Here is a 26,013-nt window from a genome sequence, read left to right as displayed (position 1 = left end):
GCGCGAAAAATAAATTACTCATATTCACTTTTCTGCATTTTTCCTGCATCAGGGAATAAGTTCATCGTGTGGTAGATTCAAAGCAAAAAGTACTCTCTGCAACAACCTGTTCTGGCTGCCTGAATCGCTTTTTGATTTAAATTCGCCCACCTTAAAAAAAGAAAAGCCACCCAAACGGGTGGCCTTTTCATCAATTCAAGCTTAAGCCATTTCAACTTGCGCTTCTTGTTCTTTCAGCAGGCGCTTCTCGCGGCGAATTTTTCTTTCTTCCGCAATCGCAACAAACAGTAGAAGACCAATACATATCGCAGCTGAAGTATCCAGTGCTGCGAAGGTACCTTTCCAGCCTGTCAGGCCGAAGATTGGCGTACCGTCGGCAATCATACCCAGACCCAATTTCGCAAAACTGTCACCAATAAGGTAAGCAAATGTACCTTTGATGCCATCAGCAACACTGATTGCTTTCTTAGGAACGAAGCCAACAGCTGCTACACCAATCAGAAGCTGAGGACCGAATACCAGGAAGCCAAGAATAAACAGCGAGCCAAGGTACATGAATTCTGTTGTCGCTGTCTGGTAGATTTCCAGAGAGAAGATAATCAGAGTCAGAGACACACAGGCAACCAGAGCACGGCGACCGTTTGCAAGGTCAGACAGGTAACCCCACATCAGCGTACCAACCAGTGCACCTACTTCGAACAGTGTGAAACCCTGAATAGCCGTTTCTTTCGAGAAGCCCAGTTCCTGGTAAGCGTATACAGTTGACCACTGGTCGATACCGATACGTACGATATACAGGAAGATGTTTGCAAAGCAAAGCAGCCAAATGATCTTGTTCTTCAGCACGTATTCCATGAAGATTTCGCGCTTACTCATTTCATTCTCTTCGGCGTTAACGTCTTCTTCACTGACTTCTTCACCGAACAGTTCTTCAGCTTTACCCAAGCCGTAAGCTTCTGGAGAATCACTACCGAAACGCAGACCGATGAAACCAACAACCAGTGCAATGATTGACGGGAAGACAAACATACCCACTACGTGACCGTCGAACAGGAAGTTCGCACCAAACAGAGCAACACCTGCAGCACCTGCACCACCCACGTTGTGTGACATGTTCCAGAAGCCAAGGTAAGTACCGCGCTTCTTACGTGGCGTCCATTTAGTAATGGTTGAGTAACTTGAAGGACCACCGGTACTCTGGAAGAAACCGCTCAATGCATAGAAAGCGATCATAAAGAACAGGCTAACGCTGGTGCCGCCCATACTGGCACTGAAGCCCAGCATAGCAATCGCTGACAGGATCAACATGAAAGGAAGAAACTGTTTGGTATTTTTTCCGTCAGCGTAATAAGAAACAACGGTTTTACCGATACCGTAAGTAATCGAGAAACCAAGACCAATCATACCCAGTTGAGTCATCGACAGATCATAAGTCGTGATCATGTCGTTCTGAGCAACGTTGAAGTTTTTACGGATCAGGTACATGGTCAAGTAGCCGATAAATACAACCAGGTAAGATTGCATAAATGGCTTGAACCACATTTTACGACGCTCTTCTACAGGCAGATCCAGTGTTGGTTTTCTAACCTGTTCCAGTAGTTTAAACATGTGAAACCCTCAAGATAATCACTCTACAAAATCGACAGAGCACAGCCCTGCGCAATCACGCTGGCCACCATCAGGAGGCGTTGTTATCTATCTCAACTACAGAGAAGCGCGACATCCATATCAGAAACCAGGTCAGGAAAGCGCCGGAATACCCTGAAGTCAACGAATGATGATTGACCAGATATAGGAGCGATTTTAATGAGGCTATCAGTAAGAGGCTTGAGAAGGCGGCCTAAAACAATTAGGAAAGATTCTTAGTTTTGAATAAGTGGCAGGAAAAGCGTGAAAGCAATCACAAAATAAATAAGGTTATTAATAAGGTTTGAGAAATAAACATAAAAAGCGTGAATTGTTAACTAGTTGCGGACAGACAGTAACAAATTCACGCTTTTTAAAGCTACTGACTTAAAAATAAGTCAGTCTGATTTTAGAGCGCCGGATTAATACAGCGGCATCTCATCAGCAACAAACGGGTTAGAGGCACGCTCATTACCGAAAGTTGACAATGGGCCATGACCCGGTACAAAAGTCACATCGTTACCCAGAGGCCATAATTTGTTCTTGATGGAATCAATCAGAGTCTGGTAATCGCCTTTCGGGAAATCAGTCCGGCCAATGCCACCGCGGAACAGCACGTCACCAACAAAAGCAATTTTCGCATCTTCATTGTGCAGAGTGATGTGGCCCGGTGTATGACCCGGTGTGAGCAGTACATTAAGCTTCTGATTACCGACAGTCACCACATCACCTTCTTCCAGCCACTGGTCCGGATCAAAAGCTTCTGTCAGCGGGAAACCAAACATCTCACTCTGACGAGGCAAGCCCTGAAGCCAGAAAGCATCTTCTTTGTGCGGACCGATAACCGGCACATTCAGCTCTGCCGCCAGTGGTGCTGTACCACCAACATGATCAAGATGACCATGAGTCAGAATCAGCTTAGTTACTGTCAGGCCTAACTGCTGGACTTTTTCTTTTAGCAGGTGAATGTCACCGCCCGGATCGACCATCGCCGCTTCCTTGGTTTCATCACACCAAATGATCGAGCAATTTTGCTGAAACGGAGTAACTGGAACAATTTCAAACTGAAGACTCATAGCCCTTTCCTAACTCAAAATAATCTTGGCAAAGGATAACATGGCCCTGTCGATTACAACAAAAGCCTGTCACAACCTTTTCCGGTAAAAAATAGTTGATACAGCAAGTATCACTCGGATAGATAACGGGAGACAGAAACAGCAAAGCCGGAAACCATCAAGAGAGGAGGACGGTAACCGGCTTTGTAATTATTCAGAGAAATGGTTGTTGTTTTTTATATTAAATTCAGAATGCTTACCAGCGACGAACCGGACCAGTATCAATATGGACGAAACCATCCTTCGGATAATAGCCCACACCACCTAAACGCAGTTCCAGAGCAGCATCCCTTACCCGCTTTAGCGAGACACCTTCAAGGTTAAAATCAATCGCCTGCCCTTTCATATGGTAGCTCTTTTTTGCGACCTTGCGGCTTTTGCTTTGCAGGGCTTTGTTAGTTTCAGGTGAACGGTAACCCGAAATAATGCGCACCTGACCTTTATGGCCTAGGCCCGCTTGAATTTGTGCAATGGCATCGATCAGGCGGCGGTCCATGTTTGCAACTTCATTACGGCGGAAGTCACGACAGATATGGTTTATGCGTTTCAGCTCTTGTTTTATATAGTCCTGACCATCGAAGTACAGGGTTTCAAGATCTTCATTAGTATGAATATTACACAGCGAAATTTTACGAGGATTAGAACCTTTAAATGGGCTGGAAAATGCCACTCCTGGCAATAAACATGCGCCTAGTGCAAAACCTCCAGCTACCAATAGTTGACGGCGCTTGTAATTAATTTCTGACATCCTGAACAAAACCACTTTCTTGCTAAACACGAAATATAAGCTAAACAACGAGCAGCAAGATAACGTTCAGTTTTTGTTCAGTCAAACATCGATATACTAATAAAACGACTCTTTTTTATGTCAAAACCGTCTAGTTATTGAGCTGTAAGAGAATTATTCATTAAAATTATTTGTTAGTTTTTCTTCCTTTTGTGACATGCGACCGAATTGGTCGTATCTATAGATATCGTCACGGAAGTGCACTTCCCCCTGACCATCCACCCACGCTGTCTGATAAATCACATGCACCTTAACCCGGTTGCTAAGACCAACAGTCTTAGTATTCGCACGCGCTTTAAGCTGGTTAACCCTATCTTCCGAAACCCCTGAGTGATTCAGCAGAATCATTGCCAGTTCATCAGCGTGCTCAACCCGAACACATCCGGAGCTGAACGCCCGGGTTTCTTTATTGAATAAACTTTTCGTTGGTGTGTCGTGAAGGTAGATGGAATTGTCATTAGGAATATTAAACTTAAATTTACCCAATGCATTCTTATTGCCCGGCTTCTGACGCAACCGGTACGGGAACGACTTGGAGTTTACAATGCGCCAGTCGATAGTATGAATAGGGATCTGCTCATTGCTGGTCCAGCTGCGGATCACCCTGAAATCATTTCGGTACAAATAGCCCCGGTCATATTGCGCTTTTGGCAAAATATCCTTGCGCATAATAGAGATAGGAACATTCCAGTAAGGGTTAAAAACCACAGATGAAATTGAGGAAGTCATCAAAGGTGTTCTTCGGCTTGGACGCCCTACAATCACTTTACTGTTCAGCACGTGCTCATTGTCCAGCCAAAGGCTCATGCCGAAATCAGGAATATTGACGACTAATAATGAAGGATGTTCAGCTGGCCACAATCTCATACGCTGTGCATTTAACGCCAAGACCCTAATTCGTTCTTTAGGTGCGGTTGACAACCAGTAACGAGTTTTCGGTCCAATCACCCCATCAACTTTAAGACCATGCCTTTCCTGGAAACTCTTCACCGCTTCAACAAGTTCGACATTGTACTTTTTCACCTGATCCACTCTAAGTTGGTCGGCCTGATAAGATGGTAAATCCCCGAGGTTTTCAAGAATAGTAATCAAACGCTCAGGGTTCGCCAATCTGGCTCCATAACGGATAATGCCGGACTGATAAAAGCCCGGCCAGTACTGACTCGCAGCAGTCTGTTCCAGTTGAGCAATAGCCTCGGTAATTTGGTTATATCTTTCATCAACAGGTTTGAGTGCGGCGACAAAAAAGTTCAGCCGATCAGTTTCAATCGCACTGTTCAAAAGTGATTGCTGCATCTCTGAAGGCAGCGGCAAATCCGGATCGACCCCGGCACCGAAAAACCATCCCCGACCGAACTCTGGCACTGTTTCTACATAGCTCATGTAAGCAAGAAGGGTATCTGTTGCCAACAAATCATACTGACGCCAGTCATTAGATAATTTGAAATGTTTAAGCAGTGAATAGCGACTGGAAAAGTCGGAGCTGACATTTGCATGAGACAGCACCCTCAACTGACGCTCGAATTCATCAGCAGCCCGAGTGTCTTGCCATAACGGAGTGTAGCCAATATCACGATAAATCTGCGCCAGCTTATTTATGTAGCGAATCACAGAGATATCACCGGCAATCTCATTTACCCACATCTCTGCTTTTTGTTGCTGAACAGCATCTTCAACAAACTGCGATGACACAGTATTGAGGAGAGGCTGAGACGGAAGTGTTTCAGCCGTAACAATGTGCGCCTGAGAAAGTAACCCGGCGATGACTAAGTTAAGTCCGAAAATTCGAGGCTTTGACGTTGCCATTTAGGCTCCTTCTCTTCCCGCTAACACAATACCAATCAGCATAAGTATTTAATCACTTACTCCCGGCTGGTATAACAAGTATGGCAAATTCCTGAGTCTACTGATTTAAATTTAGTCACAGGGGAAAAGTCGGCCGTGTATCAAATTTTAAACACCTCCTGATTTGCGGTGTACAGGTAAGGTTTCAAACAGATAGCTATCCCGCCATCCATTACAGAACAAACAAATAGCCCAAAATAAGCAACAAGCAGCACATAAAAAGTACTTTTCATACGGTTAACTAAAGCCAGCAGATAAAACTATATTGCCGAATTGACTCCGTATAACGATAATTTTCATTAAGATTCGAAGTTTTATCGTCTTTATTGAAACTAACCCTTTCATGATCGTTGATATTGATGTACCTTCCCGGCAACTAATTTGGGAGAGTTAAATGGACAAGCACGAAGAAGTCCTCATTGCCCTTCGACAAATTATTCGGGCGATTGATTTACATTCGAGAAAACTTAATAAAGTCGCAGGGTTAACGGGGCCTCAATTAGTTTTAATGCGCGCGATTCGTGACTCAGGTGAAGTCACAATCCGTCAGCTTTCTAACAACACAAACATGAGCCAGGCCACGGCTACAACTATCCTCGACCGTCTCGAAAAACGGGGACTGGTTATCCGCGAAAGAAGCAAGCTGGATAAGCGTAAAGTGCATGCCCACCTTACCGAGTCAGGTAGGGAAACACTGGAGAAAGCTCCGCTGCCGCTTCAAGAAGATTTCGTTGCCCGTTTCCAGGAACTGGAAGACTGGGAGCAAACCTTGCTTTTATCATCAGTTCAGCGCATTTCGTCCATGATGAATGCCGAACACCTTGATGTCGCTCCTGTACTGGAAGTCGGAAGCATCACCAAGCAGGAATAGCAATTCCTTTCTCTATAACCAAAGCTGCAACTGCGGCTTTGGTTTCCCCGTATCTCTTCACTCTCTTTCCTGCTCGCTACTCGCCACTGGTTGAGTATAATCATTCCATTATTTCATCAATGGCTATAACACGTGTTACTTGAAGGATTAGAGACATTGCTGGTGCTGGCAAAAGAAGGCACCATGAGCAAGGCAGGCAGCCAGCTGTATATCAGCCAGAGTGCGGTGAGCAAGCGGATCGCCCGATTAGAAAAGCAATTAGGAAAAAAGCTGATTGAACCATCCGGACGGCGTATCAAACTAACACCGGATGCGCAGGCTCTGATTGATAATGTCGGCCCCGGCTACCGGGAACTCAAAGGGCTAATTTTCGATCAACGAAACTATCAGGACAAAACGGTAATAACCCTGGTCTGCTCAGAAACCCTGGTTGCCGGCTACCTCGGTGAACTGATGGGCAATTACATCACGCACGATCGCTACATTTCTATATCAACCCGTCACACTCCGGTCATTGTTGAACAGGTTCAATCAGGGGATGCCTGTATTGGCTTTTGTGCCGGACACCTGCCTGCACAGCACGGTCTGACAGCCCGCCATCTTTTTGATGAGCCATTTACAGTTATCAGCCAGCAACCTCTGGCTGAACCACCGCCAGGCTTGCTGGTCAACGATTTAAAAAACCCGGCCAATATCAACCAAGCCAGTGTGCTGCAAAAAGCCGGTATTAAACCTTTAATGGAAATGGATTCTTACACCGCTGCCGCCCAGCTGGCACTAGGCGGTGTAGCATCAGCACTGGTGCCGGCATCAATCGTCAAAATCCTGAAAATCGATCCAGTTCACTGCCATCATTTTGATGTATTAAGTGAGCTGACCCGGCCGGTTCACCTGTGTTACCGCCAAAGCAGTTACCAGTCTGAACGTATTCGACGACTTATTGAAGCCATTGCGGGTTCTGTTCCAACAGCAGCTTAACTGCCATTATCATTGAGATAATCACAACCATCGGGCGGATCAGTTTTCGTCCTTTGGTGACCACCACTTTAGCCCCGAGACGTGCACCGAGAAAACCACCAACCGCCATTACTAAACCGATTTCCCAAACCGGCAATCCGGCAAAAATAAAAAACAGCAGCGCGGCAAAATTAGAAGTAAAGTTGAGCACTTTTGTTCTGGCTGTGGCTTCAACTAACCCAAGCTGAGCGACAGCAACGAAACAAATAGTAAATAACGAACCAGCCCCCGGACCAAAAAAGCCATCATAGAAACCAATACCAGTTCCTACACTCAGGGCAAACGCATTCTCCGATAGCTTTGGTTCACCTCCGCCTTTTCCTGCCTTGGGTGACAACAAAAAGTAAAATGAAATACCCAGCAATAACACCGGAATTAAATTGGTCAGCACACCGGCATCAATCCGTTGTACTAATTCAGCACCTAACGCTGCACCAATAAATGTACAGATGATCGCATTACGCATGGTTTTCAGGCTTACTAAACCGTTGCGAACAAAATACAGCGAGGCCGAAAAGCTGCCGAATGAGCCCTGCAGCTTGTTGGTTGCCAACGCTTGTGCCGGAGGCATACCAACAGCAAGTAACGCTGGCACTGTCAGCAACCCACCACCACCTGCAATAGCATCAATAAACCCGGCCAGACTGGCGACAAAGAAAAGCAGAGCAAGGATTTCGAACGACAACTCCATTCACTAAATACTCAATAAATAAACAGGGACGGAAAAATTACCACTGTCTTTTCACCACGAACAGCGAAAGATTGGACAACATTCTATTCCTGTTTGGAATTGGTCTGAATATTTTGTTCAGATCTCGTTTATGCCATTGCCAGCCAATATGCAACCAAGAGAAATAATCTGGCAGTTTTCATAGCTTATTTACTTAAACATTGCCTTTTAACCACCTAAACCTGTTGATTCTATTAAGCCCATCACGAATGCATCATTATGCTCATGCTTATTTTTTATCACGATACAAATCTTGGCATTTAACAGCCCCCTCCAGTTTTTGCACCATAAAAAACAAATAAGACAGGGTTTATATCCACAAGATTCGATGTTGATGCCAGGCCATCAGCACAAATGAATGACTCACTCCACACGGACAGGAAAAATATGTTAATTGCGATTCAACTTATTGTGGTCTTGGGCTGCATATACTGGGGGCTCAAAATGGGCGGGTTAGGCGTCGGACTGGCAGGTGGCTTAGGGCTGGCTATTCTGACGCTGGGATTTGGACTGGAACCAAGTGCGCCGGCGGTCAATGTTATTTTGATCATCATGTCGGTCGTCACTGCGGCTTCAACGATGCAGGCCGCCGGTGGCATGGACTGGCTGGTTCACCATGCCGGAAACCTAATGCGCCGTAACCCACGCTATATCTGCTTTCTAGCACCAATGCTGACCTGGCTGATGACCATTATGGCCGGAACGGGGTATACGGTTTTCTCAACGCTACCGGTAATTTCTGAAGTTGCCAAAGAGATTAGTGTTCGCCCTTCCCGCCCACTCGCCGGGGCCGTCGTCGCTTCACAAGTGGCAATTTCAGGTTCACCAATCTCTGCAGCTATGGCTGCGATGATTTCTATTATGGAACCAATCGGTGTCAGCTTCCTTGAGATCATGGCAGTCTGTCTGCCAGCCTCATTCATTGCAGCTATGGTCGGTGCATTTATCGCATCCCGACAAGGTTGTGAGCTGAAAGATGATCCGGTGTACCTAGAAAAATTGCAGGAAAAACATACGCAAAAAACACATCAGGCCATCACAATTGATCCGAAAGCGAAGTACTCCGTTATCTTGTTCTTGCTGGCAACCATCGCCATTGTTATCTATGCCGCTTTCCCTGTTCTGCGCCCGCACTTTGCCGACGGCACCATGATGTCGACCCGCGATATCATCATCGTCAGCATGTTTGCAGTTGCCTGTATGATGGTACCAATATGTCAGGTTAACCCAGATAAAATTATCCGAACCACCACCTTTCGCTCCGGCATGAGTTCTGTCGCTGTCATTCTGGGCATTGTGACCATGGGCTCGACCATGGTGAACGCTTATCTTCCGGAGATTAAAGAGTTCGCAGGTTCACTTCTGCAGGCTTACCCGATGCTGCTGTCGCTGGTTCTGTTCGGCACCTGTACTTTATTGCTTTCCCAAGGGGCAACAACTCCGTTGATCATTCCACTGGCTCTGAGCCTACAAGTTCCGCACTGGGCAATTCTGGCTTCATTTGTTGCCGTTACAGGTGTTTTTGTTCTGCCGACCTATCCGACGTCACTGGCTGCTATCGAATTTGATTCCACTGGTTCCACCCGAATGGGTAAAAACATCTTTGACCATCCGTTCCTGATGCCTGGCCTGGTCGGTGTTGCTATCTCAACCCTGTGCGGCTTTATGCTTGCGCCCATGGTCTTGTGATATTTTAACGTTGTGACACCTGCATAAACAAAACGACGCAATAACATCACTGTTATTGCGTCGTTGTCATTTAGTCACTATAAGTACGCTACATTTCTAAACCAGATTCTCTAAACCAAATTCCTTAGCGCCTGCCAGACCTGTTCCCCTGCGGGATGCAGACGGGCCTGATAACGGTAAGCATAATAGGTAATTGGCAAACGTAAATGGGACTCCCCAATCACAGCCACTTTGCCACTTGCCAGCTCATCGACGATCGCATAGTCCGGCAACCAGGCAACGCCCTGTCCCTGCATAGCCAGTGTCTTGAGCAAGTCTGTCATTGATGACAGAAACACGGCTTTGAGATTGACCTGATCCCGAACCGCTTCAACCTGACGTCCCATATAGGATGTCGGGCTGTAAGCAAGCCAGGGAACTTCCTGATCTTTATCGATGGAGTAAAGCGGATTCCCCTCACTATCACAGGCACAAACAGGCAACAGCTCTGCCTGCCCGATCTGCAGTGACTGATACGGTGGCAGACGCAGCTGGGCGTCATCAAAAGCCAGCAGCAAATCACAGCCCCCTTCCTGAAGCACTTCAATAGCCTGATCGACATCGACAGCTTCCACACTCAACAGCGGATTATGCTTTCCGGCAGAAAGCTGTGGTTGAATCGTCGGAACCAGGCTGGTTGCCAGTGAGTGCGCCGCCGCTACACGCACCATGTTTCCGCCAAGTTTTGACAAATCCGACAGCTGCCCGATCCCTTCCATCATCTGGTTCATCAGGGTACGCGCAGTGATCCGGAACATCCTGCCACTGGGTGTCAGCTCAACCGGCGTTTTACTGCGATCCACCAACTCAGCACCGACAGTCTGCTCTAAGGCTTTAATTCGGCGACTGAATGCAGGCTGGGTCACATTCCGCATTTCTGCTGCAACAGAAAAATTTCGCACTTCGGCAAGTGCAAGAAAATCTTCCAGCCACTTACTTTCAATATTCATAGTGTTTCAAATGACAAAAAGACAGTATAACTAATGACTTAGCAAATAACAGAGAAATCAAGAGACTTAAATCACAGATTTAAAACAGGGTAATGCCGATTATGCATGACATCGCCAGCAACGGCATTTCTCAAGTGATACCAGCCATCCTATAGTGATTGCAGTTGAAAATACTGTAGGAACAAGCACATGAGCAGAAAATTAGGAATTCTGGGCGGAATGGGCCCGTTGGCAACGGTTGAATTCATGCAGAAAATCATTGCCCGTACTCCTGCTCATAATGATCAGCAGCATATCCCTATGCTTGTTAGTAATAATCCACAGATCCCGGATCGCACTGCTTATATTCTGGGTGAAGGTCAGGATCCGTTTCCGGTGCTTAAACAAGGCATGGAACAACTGCAAAATGCCGGTGCTGAGTGCATTGTCATTCCCTGCAATACTGCTCACTACTGGTACCCGCGTCTGACTCGCTGCAGCAAGGTACATATGATCAGCATTATCGACAGTGTTGTTGACGAAGCCAGACAACGTCAATACCGCAAGGTTGGTGTAATGGCGACTTCTGCAACCATGATGACAAGAATGTATCAGACCAAACTAGCGCAAAAGCAAATTGATGCGATTGAGCCGGATGAAGGTGCGCAACTTGCCGTTATGGAAGGCATTTACGCGGTGAAAGCCGGTGAGGTTGAGCGCGGCAAACAACTGATGCTGCCGGTTTTCCGAAACCTGCTGGAACAAGGCGCTGAAGCGGTAATTTTTGGCTGTACCGAAATTCCGGTCGCACTGGCAGAACAAGCGATTGAGCAACCTGAAGCCTGTCTGGATTCGCTTGATATCCTGGCTCAACAGTGTATTGAGTGGGCACAGGCTGATGCACCAGAAATGGTTGCCTGACAGTTCAGACAAGCCCCGCTAATCTTATTGTTGGAGAAACGAAAATTTCAGAAGACGGAGGCACAATATGATTCGCCATATTCTCCTCTTCATCCGGCGACATCACCGTGATTCTGACCGCCTCCAATGTGGCCAAAAGCAAGACCACCAACGAGGACAACCTTTTGACTGGCAGGAATTGGTTGAGAAAGCCATCGAAGCTATCGATGAATTCTTCCGCCGCCAGTGGGATCGGATTCTGATATTCACCGGTAAACAAAAACCGGATAAAAGGCGCAGGTAACCAGAAACAATAAGACAAAAACTAATAAGGTGGAACCTTGGGCTCCACCTTATTTCATTTCTGCAGGCATCCATTTACATGCAACTCAGCTTTCGTAAATCGGCCCGCCGAATGAGGTCACCGGCGGCACTTCTCCACGGAATTTTTCGATTTCCACCACCACGGTATTAGCACTGGTTGCCTGTGCCAGCTCTGAAGAGCCAACATCCATAGTCAAGGTATTAGGATCACCGTAAGTATCAAGTGAACCAACCTTTTCATTCATCGGCCCATACCAGGCTCCCTCATGAATTCGTACAACACCGGACGGATAATTATCAGAAACTCTGGCACCGGCCAGCAACTGCCCCCGATCATTGAAGACCCTGACTATATCGCCATCCTTGATCCCCCGCTTCTTGGCATCTTCCGGACTGATATAAATCGGCTCTCGGCCCTGCACACTATAAGTCGCCCGATACTCTTCCGACTCACACATTTGTGAATGCAGGCGCTGATCCGGGTGACAGGATTGCAGCCAGAGCGGGTATTTATCTGACATAGGCCCGCCATGGGAGCGCTCGGCTTTTTCGAACCACATCGGGTGCCCCTGACAGTGTTCATAGCCAAAGCGGTCAATCTTACGGCTGAAGATTTCAATAAAGCCGGAAGGTGTACCCAATGGATTAATTTCCGGATCCAGCCTGAAATCGGCATGGCGAACAAAGCTCTTACCTTCGCCGAAATCAATCACACCGTCAGCCCAAAACTGATCGAACTCCGGCATTTCGAAGTTAGCTTTATTGGCATCGCGGCAATCTTTGTACAGCATCCGCACCCATTCCATTTCATCCATGCCACGGGTAAATTCTTTATGGCGACCAAAGCGACGACAAAGCTCAGTAAATATTTCGAAGTCTGTTTTGGACTGATAAAGCGGATCCACCAGCTTATGCATAGCCAGAATGCCAGATGCTGAATATGCTCCGTACAAGTCGATATCATTACGTTCGAACTGAGTACAGGCAGGCAGAACAATATCTGAAAAACGGCAGGTCGCTGTCCAGGCAAAATCAATAGTGACAACAGTCTGTAGTTTTTGGAATGCTTTCTTCATCCTGTTGCGATCCTGATGGTGGTGCCACGGATTACATCCGCTGACCACCAGCATCTTGGTATCAGGAAGCTTCACTTTACTGCCGTTATAATTGATTTCCTTACCGGGCTCTAAGATAGCATCAACCCAACGGGCTACCGGAATTGTCTTGCTGTAGCCTTTGAAGTCATTGTTATCCCACTTCGGCTTTTTACCCTCGTCCACATTACGAGGAAAGCCCCCCGGACCAGCGGCTCCTGTAGACGGAATCCCCACTCCACTGTAGTGGTGAGCATAAGAAATCCCGCCCCCCGGCAAACCAATCTGACCCAGCATCGCTGCCAGAACCGCGCCCATCCAATAAGGCTGTTCACCGTGCTGTTGCCGCTGGATCGCCCAGCCAAATATAAGCTGCGTTCTGTCCGCGGCCAGCAGACGGGCAAACTCACGAATCTGATCTGCCTTCACTCCACAAATCGGCTCTGCCCATTCCGGTGTTTTTTCGACTTTATCTTTGGTTTTCCCTAACAAGTAAGGTACAAACTCATCGAAGCCAAGGGCATAAGTTTCAAGGAACTTCTTGGCATAGAGTTCTTCTTTGTAGAGAGTATGTGCGATAGCCAGCATGAATGGCACATCGGTTTGTGGGTTCACGTACAGCTGCTCACAACCAAGGTAATTCTGAGTTTTCGACCGCACCGGATCGACAGAGATCACTTTGATCTGGCCTTTGGCAATTTTATCTTTCAACTGCTCATAGTAGGCATAAGAATCATGTGTCTCGCACTGCCAACCAACCTGGGTATTCTTCATCGGATCATTGGCCCACAGGATGATCGTCTTACTGTTGGATAAAATATCCGGCCAGGACGTCCCCTGAGCATACACTTCCGTTGAACCGAGAACGTAAGGCAGAATTGTCTGACCGGCACCGGTTGAATAATCCCCGACCTTGGTCATAAAATTCCCGTGCATCCCTACGGCTCGCTGCATATGGCTGGTACAGCTGTGGAACTGGCCAGTTGCCCTCCATCCGGTCATCCCGGCATGCAGAGCCCAGGGGCCATAATCTTTCTGGATCCGCTCCAACTCCTGATAAAACAGATCCAAGGCTTCATCCCAGGTGACCCGGACAAAGCGGTTGTTGCCCCGGGTATCACCGCTGAATTTATGTTTCTTCAACCAATTCAGGCGTACAACCGGGTAACGAACACGGGACGGATTGTAGATAATCCCTTTTATCCCTTTTATCATATCCGTCGGGTATTTATCTCGCTCCAGTGGCTTGATTTCGACCACTTTACCGTTATATATCCGGGCACGAAATGCGCCCCAGTGAGAGCCAGAAACCTTCCATACTCCGTCAGCGGAATAAGGCGAGCCTTCTTCCGCCGCTTTTGCAACCTGCATTAATAAACTCGGGCCAATCACAGACGCAGCAGAGGTCGTTGCGAGGCCTTTTAAGAATTTACGTCGACTTAATGACATAGTTATTCCCTCATTTGCACCTTAATGACTGCCTTCAGAAAAATCTGATGAGTGTTTTTGCAGGTACTTCAGCACCAACGCTTCACTGTCGGAATCCAGATTCACGAAAGCTGACATACCGTTGAACATACCCGGCCAGGTATTGGCATCAAAATGGTCTTCTGCCGGTTGGGTATGACAGACACTACAGTTGGTCTTATAAGCCGGACCTGCCGCTGCCCAGATATCTTCAACATCATCCATCAGCGACTCTTTTGCCATCCAGAGCTTAACGGTAACCCGCTGCCAACCAAGACCGGTCAGATCATCTTCTTTCTCTTCGAATTTTTCTACCAAGGCATCATTTAGCGCGACCTCTTTACTCAGCGCCGCTGTTGGAATGTTCAGGCCGAAATCTTCGTTAATCACCCGGCCAAAACCTTTAGTTTTACGCCAGCCAGCTATCTCAATCTGAATCGCGTTATCTTTAACCTGTACCACTGTAATTTCAGAAGCTGGATTGAGCTGACCACCGTCTTTAGTCAGTGCTTCATCTTCATACATAGGCAGGTAGCGAACACTGAAGTAGTTTTCACCCTCGCTGAAACTGGTGTTGTTGGCCTTCTGAACCAACTCGGACACCATACCGCCGGATGTATCCATATCTCCCGGTAGCTCATGAGCGATACCTTTGTGGCAATCAAGGCAACTTTGATCACGCTCAGCCGCCTGCTTCATCTGGGTGCGAGCCAAATCCGACATCAGATCCCAATTCATACTGTCGTAGTTATGACAGTTCTTACACTCCAAAGAGCCATTTGCAGCAAAACGTTTCCATTCATGGCTGGCCAGTTCCAACCGCTTATCAAGAAATTTTTCGCGAGTATTGATGGTGCCAAAAATTGCCCCGAACACTTCCTTACTGGCCTGCATCTTACGGGCGATTTTATCGGTCCAATTATGAGGAACATGGCAATCGGGACAGGTTGCCCTGACACCGGAATGATTGGTCCAGTGAACCGTTCCCTGTAATTCTTCGTATACATTGTCACGCATCTCATGACAGCCGATGCAGAACTTTTCGGTATTGGTAATTTCAAGGGCGGTGTTAAAGCCCCCCCAGAACATAATACCGGCAATAAAACCGCCGAGGGTCAGTACCCCAAGGCTAATATGGACTGCCGGACGCCATAAGGTCGCCCACAGTTTCTTTAGCAGATTCATAATCAAACTTTCCTTTTATCTAATGAATGACAGGGACAACTTATCCATGGCCGGGAGGACCGATGAAAAAAACCTGCATTGCCCAAACAAGGAAACCGTAGCCACCAACAAAGGCCACAGAGAGGATGGGGAAAAGAAAAATGATAATGAAGAGAAACAATTGCCACTCGCGTTTAGCTCTGTCTTGATTATCAACAGGATCTGACTTATTCATTGCTCTCACCTTATTCGTTGTTATTACTTCCACCACTTACCAGCACCATTTAATACTTAGTAAGTAGAAGAGAATGATGAAAGTATAGTTAACGATGACAGGCACATATCTTCGAATGTGGTCAGCAAAGAAAAACGTGATTTTCAGAAAGCGATTTTAAACAGAAGGTAGTGCTTTCCGAGATCATTCTGAAGCAACCTTTTTCCTGTTTTAGGAGCAAGCAATCTATTCTACCAATTAATACAAATGATAGAGTCGCACAGGGTTTTGAATATAACGAAAAGGCCTACCGCAATGGCAGGCCTTTGACATAGATATTGTGTTTGTTGATTAGTGGATTACAGCGAAGCCATGTAAACAGTCTGGTTACGCTGGTACATCTTTAGTCGGTTTTCAAACTTGGCATATCGTTGAGTGTTATTCTCCTCCAGTTTTTCAATCGCTACTTCCTGTGCTTCAATTGCCTGGCGGAACTGTCCGCATGCTGCGTAAGCTGCTGCCAGGTTGTCATAATCGCCCGCATCCCCGGTGCCCTGACGGTGCAGAACCTGCTTCGCCAGTTTCAGTGCTCGCTGACCGTCACGAAGACGTGAGTCTTCACATGTTGCATACAGCCATACCAGGTTACGTTTTGAATCCAGCGAACCACCGTTTGATGCTTCATTGAACCATTTAATCGCATTTTCACAATCCACTGAGCCAGTCGCACCTGATGCATAATAAGCACCCAGCTCAATCATTGCAGATACATCGCCCGCTTTTGCACCTTCTGTATACCAGTGGATTGCCAGGTCATAATCGCGTGGAAGTAATTCCCCCAGCTTATACAGGTCACCAATCATGGTTTTTACTTCTGGCATATCAACCGATGCCTTTTCCAGCCAGTACAGTCCTTTCATCGGATCTGCTCTCAGGCCATTTGTTCCTTCCAGGTAAGCTCGTCCCAGAAACAACTGCATGTTCTTGTCACCCTGCTCTGCTTCCAGTTCAACATAGTTCAGTGTTGATAGCAGGTGATTCTCCGGCGAGGTCGTTACAGAGGCATGTGCTGAAGCACCGTAGCCAATTACAGCAAGGCCAAACATTGCGCCAAAAACAACTTTTTTAAGGGTCATTACTGCAGGCATATCAAACTCTCTTTCAATCAGGCTTCGTCGTGTTGATTAGAAATTTATATAAGCACTGATTAAAAAACAATCAATACAATACAGGCATTGCTGCATAGTAATGCTGACATTTTATGGGGTTTCTGAATGGCATCAGAAAGTTAACGAAAGGAGCGAAAAGATCGCCTTATGTTGATAATGAGAGATGGATCCTGTTATACGTGTACAAATAGTAACAGGTAACCCTTAATCGAAACTGAATCAGAACAGAATATACTGCCGGATTTTGGTTCCCGGAAGCGCCATCGGCCCCCGGGAAAACCATTGAAAGCTACATTGACAGGTATTTATCCTCATCATGACTGAGGTACTGATTGGTATATTTAGGCGCATCACCATCAAGATCGATATCCAGATCAATCAGGTTCGGCAGATCCAGTAGCCCTTCACAAACAAGGATGACATCGTACTCACCTTCAGGTACATGAGGCATTGAATAAGTATTATTTTCGGTTACCTTAGCCGTCATCATAGGTTCATGATCCGAGCCTAAATCACCATATTGCTCACTGTCAGACTCATACATATATACATAGGCATTATCCATAATCGGGCAAGAAGATGGATCAACATCCCCCCAGATACTTCCGGACAATGCATTATCAATAAGTTTCAAGCCTTTACTTTTCAGATAGTAAACATTCTCAACCATCTGAATCATACTTCTGATATCAAATGTCATTGTGAAAGTCTTAGGCGCATCAATATTGATGTTAAGGCCTTCAAATTTAAGGTCCTCAACAATCTCCATCTTCTTCTTATCGACCAAACTTCCGACATAAGAATATGGCGTATCTAAGAAATCACCATAACTTCCCTGAAGTACAGACAAGCTCATACTGACATACTCACCAACAGGTACCAATTGTTCAGCAATCAGATTAACCAAATCAATACCGGCGACATCATAGAGATCGATCACAATAAATTGAGGATAACCATCACTATCTACAGGTATATCAGAATCAGCAGGAATACATTGTGGTGAACTGAGTTCCTCCGGATTATTCATACTCTTTGTTGTCAATTCGACAATATGACCGGAAAGGTCTGTCAATTTAACAGAATTGATTGCAACACAGGCCTGCAGCTCATCACCATCTGATGGCACTTCAGTTGGTGGCTTGGAAACATCAACTGAAATTGGTGCAGAGCCAGAACCTGAACCAGCATCTGCATTTGGATCGCCTACAGATCCCAAACTAGGACCAGGACCGTCATCGGAACCACAACCAGCCACCACAACCGTGGTGAGAATTGCTAACATTATTTTTTTCATGTCTTCACCCCTACGACAATGTGTGTATCGGCCGTTCCCAAACCAATCTGCCGGCTACTGCTCAGTTCGGTTATTTATTCTTTATGGCCTTATCCAACATTTGAAATTTTAGGAGTAATTAGCGGGACAAAAAATTTATCACCAGCGTTATTAAGTAATGAGAAAGGGATCTTACAAACAAGACATTTAGCATCATGAAAAGCACTGAAATCATTGAAAAAAGACAAAAAAATCACATAAAAAAGGCCGGATTTATCCGGCCTTTTCGGTTAATTTTTTTCAAGCTTTCAAATGCCTAAGCGAGGTCTAACTCCAACATTTCCGGCACTCCCGGCTGTGATTTAGGCTCATTACCAAAACCACGCAGACCAACCACATGAACGTGTTCACGATCTTTAAAGATCTTACGCACCAGCTTATAGGTCGTACCTTTTTCAGGACTGATATTTTCAGGAGCCGCTATCAGCAACTGCATATCCAGACGTTCACAGAGCTCGAACAGCGTCGCAATCGACTTGGCATCCAAACGGGCTGCCTCATCAAGGAACAACAAGCGACAAGGAATGATATCTTTACCGCGCAGGCGACGAGCTTCTTCTTCCCAGCTCTGAACAACCATTAGCAAAATCGCCTGACCAGTACCAATCGCTTCACCGGTAGACAGTGCACCGGATTCTGCCTGCAACCAGCCGTCGGTACCACGATTAACTTCAATGCTCAGCTCAAGGTAATTACGGTAATCAAGCAGCTCTTCACCCAGTACCTGTGGTGAACGCTGACCCATATCAATATGCGGGTTCAAACGCTGGAACAACTTGGCAATCGCTTCAGAGAACGACAGACGGTGGTTACCGAACAGATCCTGATGCTGGTCCTGCTGCTCTGCCAGACCACTCAACAGTGATTCGTGGGTATCACGCACCTTCACATTTAGACGCACACCTTTAACCTGGCCGAAACCAATATTCTGCAACCCTTGGTTCAGCATACGGATACGGTTCTGCTCACGCTGGATAGTCTTGCGAATAATGTTGGCAACCGAGTCTGAGCTGATAGCCAGACGCTGTTCGCGCGCGGTCAGTTCTTCACTCAGTCGAGCCAGCTCAACTTCCATTTCTTCAATCGCTTCTACCGGATCATCTGTGCGGATAATATCCTGACGGATACGTTCACGCAGATGCTGGTACACAGCGATGTAGAACAGAACTTTACGCTCTGGACGAGATACATCTTCCGATGCACGCAGTGCATCACGAAGTTCTTCGTTATCAGCTACAGCCAGACGCAGCGCGCCCAGTGATTTATCTGACAGTGAACGCAGTTCATCAGCAGACATGTAAGCCATTTCACGGCGGTGCAGGCGGCGCTCAACATCACTTTCACGAGCCAGACGCAGAACAGCACACCAGCCCGCTTTCGCGGTTACCACCAGCTTGCGGATTTCATGGTAATCCTTAACAAGTTTACGCAGGCGCTTCACTGTGCCCTTCATTTCCAACTCAATCGACGTGATCGATTTTTCAAGCTGGCTACGACGGGTACGGGAGCTGTGCAGACGTTCATTCAGCTCATCACGACGCAGACGGGCACGCTCTTCAGCTTCAACATCAGCACGAACACCCAGCTCCTGAAGTTCACGTTCAAATTCCTGAACCGTTTCCAGTTTCGCCTGATGTGAACTCTTCAGAGACGCCAGCAGCTGGTTGTATTGGTTAGACTGAGCACGAGCTTGTTTCAGTGCTTCACGACCACGACCACGCTCACGCTCAGCGGCAACCAATTTTGCTTTCAGCTGTTCGTTCAACTCTGAACTCTTGTTCAGGAGCTCGACCGAATCGGCGTAACTAAAGTGGTGACGACGCTCAACCAGATCAGCTATTACAAAAATCTTGGTCTTAAGTGCCTGCAACGTCTGGTCAGCTTTTTCGTATTCAGCCTGCAAAGCTTCAAACTGTTCGGGGTCGGCGTCCAACGTAGAAACCAAACCTTCCAGTTCAGTGATGGCTTTACCGTGGCGATCCAGGTAGTGACGCGCTTCATCCAATTGAGCCAGCTGTTGTTCAACTTCTTCAAAACGAGCCTGAAGCGTGTCGTCTTCCAACAGGTTAACAAGTGGGTTCAGTTTACCCAGCAGAGACAGACCTTCACGCGCAGCTGTCAACTGGCTACGCTGCTGTTGTTCCTGGCTGTCTGATTCAGACATGCTGCGGGAAACCTGGTTACGCTTGTCACGGGCTACCTTCAGTGCCGCTTCCGGATCTTCATTGAAAGCAACGACCATGTGAGTAGCCACAAAGCTGTTAAAGCTCTGATACAGACGCTGTAGCTTCTGCGAATCAAACGATGCTTTCGCGTGATCTTCTACTACCTGCTCTCGCTCTTCACGCAGTTGCTCCAAACGTTGCTCACGCGCAGCACGACCAAACAGCGGAACTTTCGGGAAACGAGAGTAACGTAACTGGCGATCGTTCAGATGAACGCAAACAGCATCTTCCAGTTCATCAACATCAAAACCACTGTCGTCAAACGAATCAGCATCACCTTCAATGATATACAGGTCATCAGGACAGTCATCCAGCGCGACCAGCTTTTCTTTGATACCTTTCAGATCCGGTACCACAATCGCATGACGAGCAGGGCCGTACATTGCACTGAAATACGGCGCATCAGCAATCGTGATGTCATCGTAAATTTCAGAAAGCAGGCTACCGCCAAGGGTATCTGCCAGTGAACGAAGACGAGAATCATCACTACCGCCCGGCTGTGCCAGACGCTCGATATCTAATTCAAGTTGCTGCTTGCGGGCTGCCAGCTGATCACGAGCCGCTGATGCTTCACGCTCTTTATCCAGCGTTGCCTGCATCGCGCTCATTACATCTTGACTGTCAGCCAGCTCGCGCTCAGATTGTTCTGCCAGTTTTTCCAGTGCTTCTGAAGCAGCAATCCAAGCCGGAGCCTGTGCTTCCAGCGATGAAATCTGTGCTGACAACTGCTGTTCCTGACGACGCAACTCACTGCGCTGTTCAACCAGTACTTCCTGTTGCTGTTCCAGATTTTCCAAAGTCGCTTCATGGCGAGCCTGCTCTTCAGCCAGCGCCAGTTCACTGTCGATAGCCGTCGCAAATCGCTTGCTGTAGGCTTCTGCCAGTTCGGTTGCCTGGCGTTGGTTGCGCACACTGCGCTCCAAGTCGCGGTATTGTGCTTTCAGCTGCTCACTACGTTCTGTCACGCTACGCAACTGGCGTGCATGGGCAATCAGCTCACGAGCTTTCTCACCGGCTGTTGCACGATCAACGGCACCGGCAATCGTAGTTACGATCTGAAGACCTTTTTCGAACTGCTTCGCAGCCGCCGAAGACATGTCCAGTTTGTGTTTCAGTGCAAGCAGCGCTGTTGTCTGAACATCCTGCTCCTGCTTCAGTTGAGCAAGATAAGGAACCGCCTGATCGGCTAGCAGCTGATGGTCACCGGAAAGCTCGCGGGCTTTTTCCAGCGCCTGAACAGCCTGCTGATATTGCAGAGCACGAGTCTGCTGCATATCCAGCGCCTGCTGGTAATCGGCAAGCTGAGTCTTCAGGCTATCTACTTCTTCTTCGCTTAGCAGAGCCTGCTCTTCTGCCATTGCAAGTTGTTCAGCGGCTTCTTCAACCACCATAACCTGCTCTTCCAGACGCTCAGTCAGCTCTTCAAGATCTTCACGGTAACGTTCGATCTTTTCCTGCTGACGCACAGCCGTCTGAACCAGTTGCAGGTGATCCGATGCCGCCTGATGATCCTGCTCCAGCGCACTCTCGCGCTCGGTCAATTCATCCAGCTCTACCGACATGTTTTTCAGCGACGTCTGGTTATCTTCAAGCGACTTGCGCGACCCCATCATCTCACCACGCAAGCTCAGAGTTTTCTCAAGCTTGTTGCGACGTTCATTCGCATGGCGCATGTAATCTGCTGCTACATAGTTAGTCGCTTCTGTGATCAAGTGCTTGAACAGGTCACGATCGCTCTGAGTCAGCTTAATTGCTTCCAGTGTCATGCGGTTTTCGCGCAATGCCGCTTCCATATCCTGGAAAGCCTTCTTAACACCGGTATTGTGCGGCAGAAGATAGTCACGTAGTGAGCGGGTGATGGCGCTGGAAATACCACCGTAGAGTGATGCTTCGATCAAACGATAGAACTTAGAACGGTCGGTACTGTTACGCAGTTTCTTCGGCAGCACACCAAATTCAAACATCTGAACGTGGTAATCAGTAACTGAGTTGAATGCCTTGAACTGAACGCCTTCGTACTGAGAAACGATCTCTTTAACTTCGTTGATCTGGCGAACACGTGCCTGATTATCAGACAGTGACTCCACCAGCACTTCAGTCGGCTTCACGTCCGCAGGCAGGCCTTGGATAATAAATGGTTTGATATCCACCTTCTTATCACGGCCAGCAACCTGTTGTAGCTTAACGGCAAAAATAACGCGCTGATTTTTAGAGTTCACCACATCCAGCGCCGAGTAACAGGTACCCGGTTTCAGCTTACCGTGCAGACCTTTATCGCGGGATGCGTTTGAACTGCCGGCCTCTGTGGTATTACGGAAGTGCAGCAAGCTCTGATCCGGGATCAGTGCGGTAATAAACGCTGCCATAGTGGTAGATTTACCGGCACCGTTACCACCAGACAGAGTAGTGACTAGGTTGTCGATGTCAAAAGTACGGGCAAAGAAGCCGTTCCAGTTGACCATTGTGAGCGATTGATACTTACCGCGTTCCATCAGGCTTCACCCTCCTGTCCGGCATAATCTGTTTCTGTTGCTGATTCTTCAGCATTTTCTTGCTCGTCAAGCAGGCTTGACTGACTTGGCTCCTGCTGGTGAACAACAACGGCTTCACCATCACGGATCAGACGCAGCTGTGCTTCACGCACATCATCACCAGCACGCACGTCAGCACCGAAGCGGAATACCGCCTCGCTGATGCGGAATTTACCGTTTTCGCCAACCGGGATAATCATGCCGATACGGCGCAGACGACGCAGGGATGTTTTTACCTTGTCGTACAGTTTTTCACGGTCAAGATCTGAACCGCTGGCACGGTTAGTCACCAACTTCAGCAGTTTTTTCTCGTCCGCCAGAGCCACCAGCTCTTCAAACAGTTCCTGGTTGGTAAAAATCCCTTCGTGAGCAAGACGTTCCGGGCTCAGGTAAAGGAAACACAATACTTTACCGACCAGCATATCCAGTTCGGCCAGTACTGAACGGTTAATCAGGGAGGTTGAACGCGGGCGCAGGTAGAAAAAACCTTCCGGCGCACGTACAAGTTCAGCGTTGTAGCGCTTGTAGAACATTGCCAGTTCCAGTTCGAACTCAATCAGCAATGCGTGATTATCCAAATCTTCGCTGGCGATATGACGGCCAGAACGCAGCGCATTATCCAGTGCCGGGAAAAGCGGGTTGGCAATCGCCTTGGCCAGCTTTTCAGGCATAAATTCTTCAATATTTATCGATGACATTAGCTTGTACCTTGGCTCCGTAGTCATTAATTGCTTCCCAATCAGGCTGAATCGCACTGAAATCGGCCTCGGAGTAACCGAGTCTGACAGCCTGATCAATCACAATACGCGACAAATCAAAGTGTTGCGCATGTGGATGCTGAGCCAGATAATCTTTAAGAAGCATACTCAGGTTAATTGCAGCGCCCGTTGCTTTGTGGGCCTGCAGCATTACTGCAACTTGGTCAGCCAGCTGGTCGTTCACCAGGCTGAGCTCTTCAAATTCCATCTCCTCCGGTACGATACCGGTGACTTCATCGTCACGCAGAACCAGAGCCTCATCACGCATGTCGAGCAGACGCTCGGCATCAGCGTAAGTCAGGAGCCACGGGTCGTCGAAATAGTCGGCAACCGACTGGCGCAGACGCTGGCTGAATGCCCGGTTCTTATCCATATCGATCGCAGTACGGATAAACTTATGAACGTGGCGGTCATAACCGATCCACAGGTCAATCGCCTGCTGGCCCCAGTTGATGATGCGGTCTAGTTTCGCCTGGAGGATAAATATCATCGCATCGACAAAATCCAGATCAGGATTGCCCTGAATTTCTTCCTGGATTGTCAGTAGCTGACTCTGCAACTGATCACCAGCCGCCTGTAGCGTATCCTGCAGTTCACGCAGCGTGCTGGAGGTTTCGTTAAGCAGACTTTCACAATTAGTGATTGCAGCTCGCCAGTCCTGGTTCAGCAGCTCAGCAATATCTTGCTTCACCTGCTGTTGCTGCTCATCCATAGTGCGCTGGTTGAGGTCAATACGATCAAAAATTTCGGCAACTGAGTATTTCAGTACCGCGTATACCTGCTGACGCCAGTGCCTCTCATCACCGTCTTCTTTCGCCGCTTCAGCAGCCTTATTAATTTCATCGGCTACCATCGCCAGCTGAATTGACAGCTTAAGCGATGAGTATTCACGGTGACGGGCATAATAATCGGTAATACCCAGCGCTAGCGGGCTGAGTCGATAGATACTGGCGCCATCTGTTACCTCACTGGTAAAGCGGGTAATCAAACGTTGGCGAACCAACTCGTTAATCGCGTTATTGGCACGAAAAGCCAGCGTTTCCTGCGACTGGTCAAACATATCGCTGACAATGCGAAACGCATCAACCAGCTCGCCTTCCCCTAATTCTTCATCAAAGCGATCGCCGCTCAGTACAGCAATCGCCAACAAGAACGCCAGCCGCTCCGTTGGCAGGTTAAGCGAAAACTCATGTTGCTTAACCCAACTGACCAACTCGGGAACGGTCTGGGAAACATCACTCATCCGTTGTCCTTATTGCTGTTATCAATGTCTGTCTCTTTACCACTCTTATCATCAGACGCCAGCGGCTTTTGAGCGTATACGTGAATATAACGCCCTAAGGACAAATACGGTTCCTGACGACAAAGCTTCTGCTCCATCTCAAGAACTTGTTCAAATGTATAATCCCCTACCATGTTGCTTTGCATGTAATCATGGAAGGTACGAACCCCGGTTTTACCGAGGATGTTAAATCCTGCATCAGTTAACCAGCTATATACGTCTTCAGGCTTTATGCCTTTCTGCGGTTGGAGCTTGAAGCGCTTACGATGCGGCATGCCCTGCTCAATGTGAGTCAAATTCCCGCAAATCAAGTTCTTAAATAGCAAGCCATTGTAGTTATAGAACATGACCGAAATAATACCGCCTGGTTTTACCTGCTCTAGCAAACGCTCAAGCGCATCTTTCGGATCTGACAACCATTCCATTACCGCATGGAACAGTACCAAATCAACAGAGCCATCTAAGTGTTCACCAACCTGCTGGACTGGGCTATGAACCAGACGATATTGCTCAAGAAGGCCATTTTTGGCAATTTCCTGCTCAGCCAATTTCAGCATTTCGCCAGAGAGATCACATAATGTGACATTGTGCCCCAGCTCTGCAATCTTTTGCGACAACTGGCCTAAACCGCCGCCAGCGTCCAGAATATGCAACGGCTTTGCCTGTTCCAGCATAGCAAGTACCTGCTCCAGATCCTGCCAGACAACAGTCTGCCTGATCTGGCCTTTTGCCGTGCCATATATGTTTTTCGCAAATTTTTGCGCCAGGTCGTCAAAATTTCGATCTTCGATCACGTCAGCTTTACGTTATGATAGCGGTTGAAAAAATGTGGCTTATTTTCTCACAAGCGTTATAGGAATAAAGGCTTGTGGTGCTTTTTCGAGCTCAATTGATGATTTTT

The 26,013-nt window shown here is 47.5% G+C and carries 20 protein-coding genes; 5 read left to right on the top strand and 15 right to left on the bottom strand.

Annotated elements, in window-relative coordinates:
• Nucleotides 1-201 precede the first annotated feature (201 nt).
• The 4 genes from uhpT to C942_RS02815 all read right to left on the bottom strand — a co-directional run bounded on the left by uhpT (nt 202) and on the right by C942_RS02815 (nt 5,334).
• On the bottom strand, nt 202-1,608 hold the full coding sequence (uhpT, locus tag C942_RS02830; RefSeq protein ID WP_007462195.1) for a hexose-6-phosphate:phosphate antiporter: 1,407 nt from the start codon (nt 1,606-1,608) through the stop codon (nt 202-204).
• Nucleotides 1,609-2,048: 440 nt separating this feature from the next.
• The gene (locus tag C942_RS02825; RefSeq protein WP_007462193.1) at nt 2,049-2,702 is read right to left on the bottom strand and encodes an MBL fold metallo-hydrolase; all 654 of its coding nucleotides are present in this window, start codon (nt 2,700-2,702) and stop codon (nt 2,049-2,051) included.
• Nucleotides 2,703-2,937: 235 nt separating this feature from the next.
• Nucleotides 2,938-3,489 carry a YcbK family protein gene (locus C942_RS02820; protein ID WP_007462191.1) on the bottom strand — a complete coding sequence of 184 codons (552 nt, stop codon included), beginning with the start codon at nt 3,487-3,489 and terminating at the stop codon, nt 2,938-2,940.
• A 153-nt stretch (nt 3,490-3,642) separates the two neighbouring features.
• Entirely contained in the window at nt 3,643-5,334 is a 1,692-nt protein-coding gene (locus tag C942_RS02815; protein WP_007462188.1) for a L,D-transpeptidase family protein, read from the bottom strand.
• Between the two features lie 433 nt (nt 5,335-5,767).
• Here C942_RS02815 and C942_RS02810 point away from each other — a divergent pair, with 433 nt between their 5' ends.
• A complete protein-coding gene (locus C942_RS02810) occupies nt 5,768-6,244 on the top strand; it encodes a MarR family winged helix-turn-helix transcriptional regulator (protein WP_007462184.1) in 477 nt (158 codons plus the stop codon).
• 132 nt (nt 6,245-6,376) lie between these two features.
• Nucleotides 6,377-7,222, top strand: coding sequence for a LysR family transcriptional regulator (locus tag C942_RS02805; protein ID WP_007462182.1), 846 nt, complete (start codon nt 6,377-6,379; stop codon nt 7,220-7,222).
• Here the strand turns inward: C942_RS02805 and C942_RS02800 are convergent.
• Nucleotides 7,182-7,952 (bottom strand): TSUP family transporter, encoded by a 771-nt coding sequence (locus C942_RS02800; protein ID WP_007462180.1) that lies wholly within the window; start codon nt 7,950-7,952, stop codon nt 7,182-7,184. The two genes, C942_RS02805 and C942_RS02800, sit on opposite strands and share 41 nt — an antisense overlap.
• A gap of 426 nt (nt 7,953-8,378) precedes the next feature.
• Here C942_RS02800 and C942_RS02795 point away from each other — a divergent pair, with 426 nt between their 5' ends.
• Nucleotides 8,379-9,680, top strand: coding sequence for an anaerobic C4-dicarboxylate transporter (locus C942_RS02795; RefSeq protein WP_036798418.1), 1,302 nt, complete (start codon nt 8,379-8,381; stop codon nt 9,678-9,680).
• Nucleotides 9,681-9,790: 110 nt separating this feature from the next.
• On the opposite strand, the gene C942_RS02790 is transcribed toward C942_RS02795, so the two are convergent.
• On the bottom strand, nt 9,791-10,669 hold the full coding sequence (locus tag C942_RS02790) for a LysR substrate-binding domain-containing protein (RefSeq protein WP_007462175.1): 879 nt from the start codon (nt 10,667-10,669) through the stop codon (nt 9,791-9,793).
• 189 nt (nt 10,670-10,858) lie between these two features.
• Between C942_RS02790 and cuyB the strand changes: the two genes are divergently transcribed.
• Both cuyB and C942_RS02780 read left to right on the top strand, forming a co-directional pair.
• Nucleotides 10,859-11,569 (top strand): cysteate racemase, encoded by a 711-nt coding sequence (gene cuyB / locus C942_RS02785; RefSeq protein WP_007462173.1) that lies wholly within the window; start codon nt 10,859-10,861, stop codon nt 11,567-11,569.
• A 67-nt stretch (nt 11,570-11,636) separates the two neighbouring features.
• The gene (locus tag C942_RS02780; RefSeq protein WP_036798415.1) at nt 11,637-11,852 is read left to right on the top strand and encodes a hypothetical protein; all 216 of its coding nucleotides are present in this window, start codon (nt 11,637-11,639) and stop codon (nt 11,850-11,852) included.
• 85 nt (nt 11,853-11,937) lie between these two features.
• On the opposite strand, the gene torA is transcribed toward C942_RS02780, so the two are convergent.
• The 9 genes from torA to cmoM all read right to left on the bottom strand — a co-directional run bounded on the left by torA (nt 11,938) and on the right by cmoM (nt 25,906).
• Nucleotides 11,938-14,415 carry a trimethylamine-N-oxide reductase TorA gene (gene torA, locus C942_RS02775; RefSeq protein WP_007462169.1) on the bottom strand — a complete coding sequence of 826 codons (2,478 nt, stop codon included), beginning with the start codon at nt 14,413-14,415 and terminating at the stop codon, nt 11,938-11,940.
• Between the two features lie 21 nt (nt 14,416-14,436).
• A complete protein-coding gene (gene torC / locus C942_RS02770; protein ID WP_036798506.1) occupies nt 14,437-15,621 on the bottom strand; it encodes a pentaheme c-type cytochrome TorC in 1,185 nt (394 codons plus the stop codon).
• Nucleotides 15,622-15,658: 37 nt separating this feature from the next.
• Nucleotides 15,659-15,832, bottom strand: coding sequence for a periplasmic nitrate reductase, NapE protein (locus C942_RS02765; protein WP_007462166.1), 174 nt, complete (start codon nt 15,830-15,832; stop codon nt 15,659-15,661).
• 338 nt (nt 15,833-16,170) lie between these two features.
• Nucleotides 16,171-16,959: a tetratricopeptide repeat protein gene (locus tag C942_RS02760; protein WP_036798412.1), complete on the bottom strand. Its 789-nt coding sequence runs from the start codon at nt 16,957-16,959 to the stop codon at nt 16,171-16,173.
• Between the two features lie 310 nt (nt 16,960-17,269).
• Nucleotides 17,270-18,277, bottom strand: coding sequence for a hypothetical protein (locus C942_RS02755; RefSeq protein ID WP_007462164.1), 1,008 nt, complete (start codon nt 18,275-18,277; stop codon nt 17,270-17,272).
• Nucleotides 18,278-18,572: 295 nt separating this feature from the next.
• Complete coding sequence (mukB, locus tag C942_RS02750; protein WP_007462162.1) at nt 18,573-23,033, bottom strand: chromosome partition protein MukB; 4,461 nt, start codon at nt 23,031-23,033, stop codon at nt 18,573-18,575.
• Complete coding sequence (gene mukE, locus C942_RS02745; RefSeq protein WP_007462159.1) at nt 23,033-23,770, bottom strand: chromosome partition protein MukE; 738 nt, start codon at nt 23,768-23,770, stop codon at nt 23,033-23,035. The genes mukB and mukE overlap by 1 nt, the downstream gene beginning before the upstream one ends.
• Nucleotides 23,751-25,073: a chromosome partition protein MukF gene (gene mukF / locus C942_RS02740; RefSeq protein ID WP_007462156.1), complete on the bottom strand. Its 1,323-nt coding sequence runs from the start codon at nt 25,071-25,073 to the stop codon at nt 23,751-23,753. Before mukF ends, mukE begins: the two co-directional genes overlap by 20 nt.
• On the bottom strand, nt 25,070-25,906 hold the full coding sequence (gene cmoM / locus C942_RS02735) for a tRNA uridine 5-oxyacetic acid(34) methyltransferase CmoM (protein ID WP_007462153.1): 837 nt from the start codon (nt 25,904-25,906) through the stop codon (nt 25,070-25,072). The genes mukF and cmoM overlap by 4 nt, the downstream gene beginning before the upstream one ends.
• Nucleotides 25,907-26,013: the final 107 nt, after the last annotated feature.

Origin of the sequence: Photobacterium marinum, from assembly GCF_000331515.1 — a bacterium.
Classification (GTDB): domain Bacteria; phylum Pseudomonadota; class Gammaproteobacteria; order Enterobacterales; family Vibrionaceae; genus Photobacterium; species Photobacterium marinum.
Note: the sequence above shows the minus strand (reverse complement) of the source record. Positions and strands in the feature narration are given on the sequence as shown.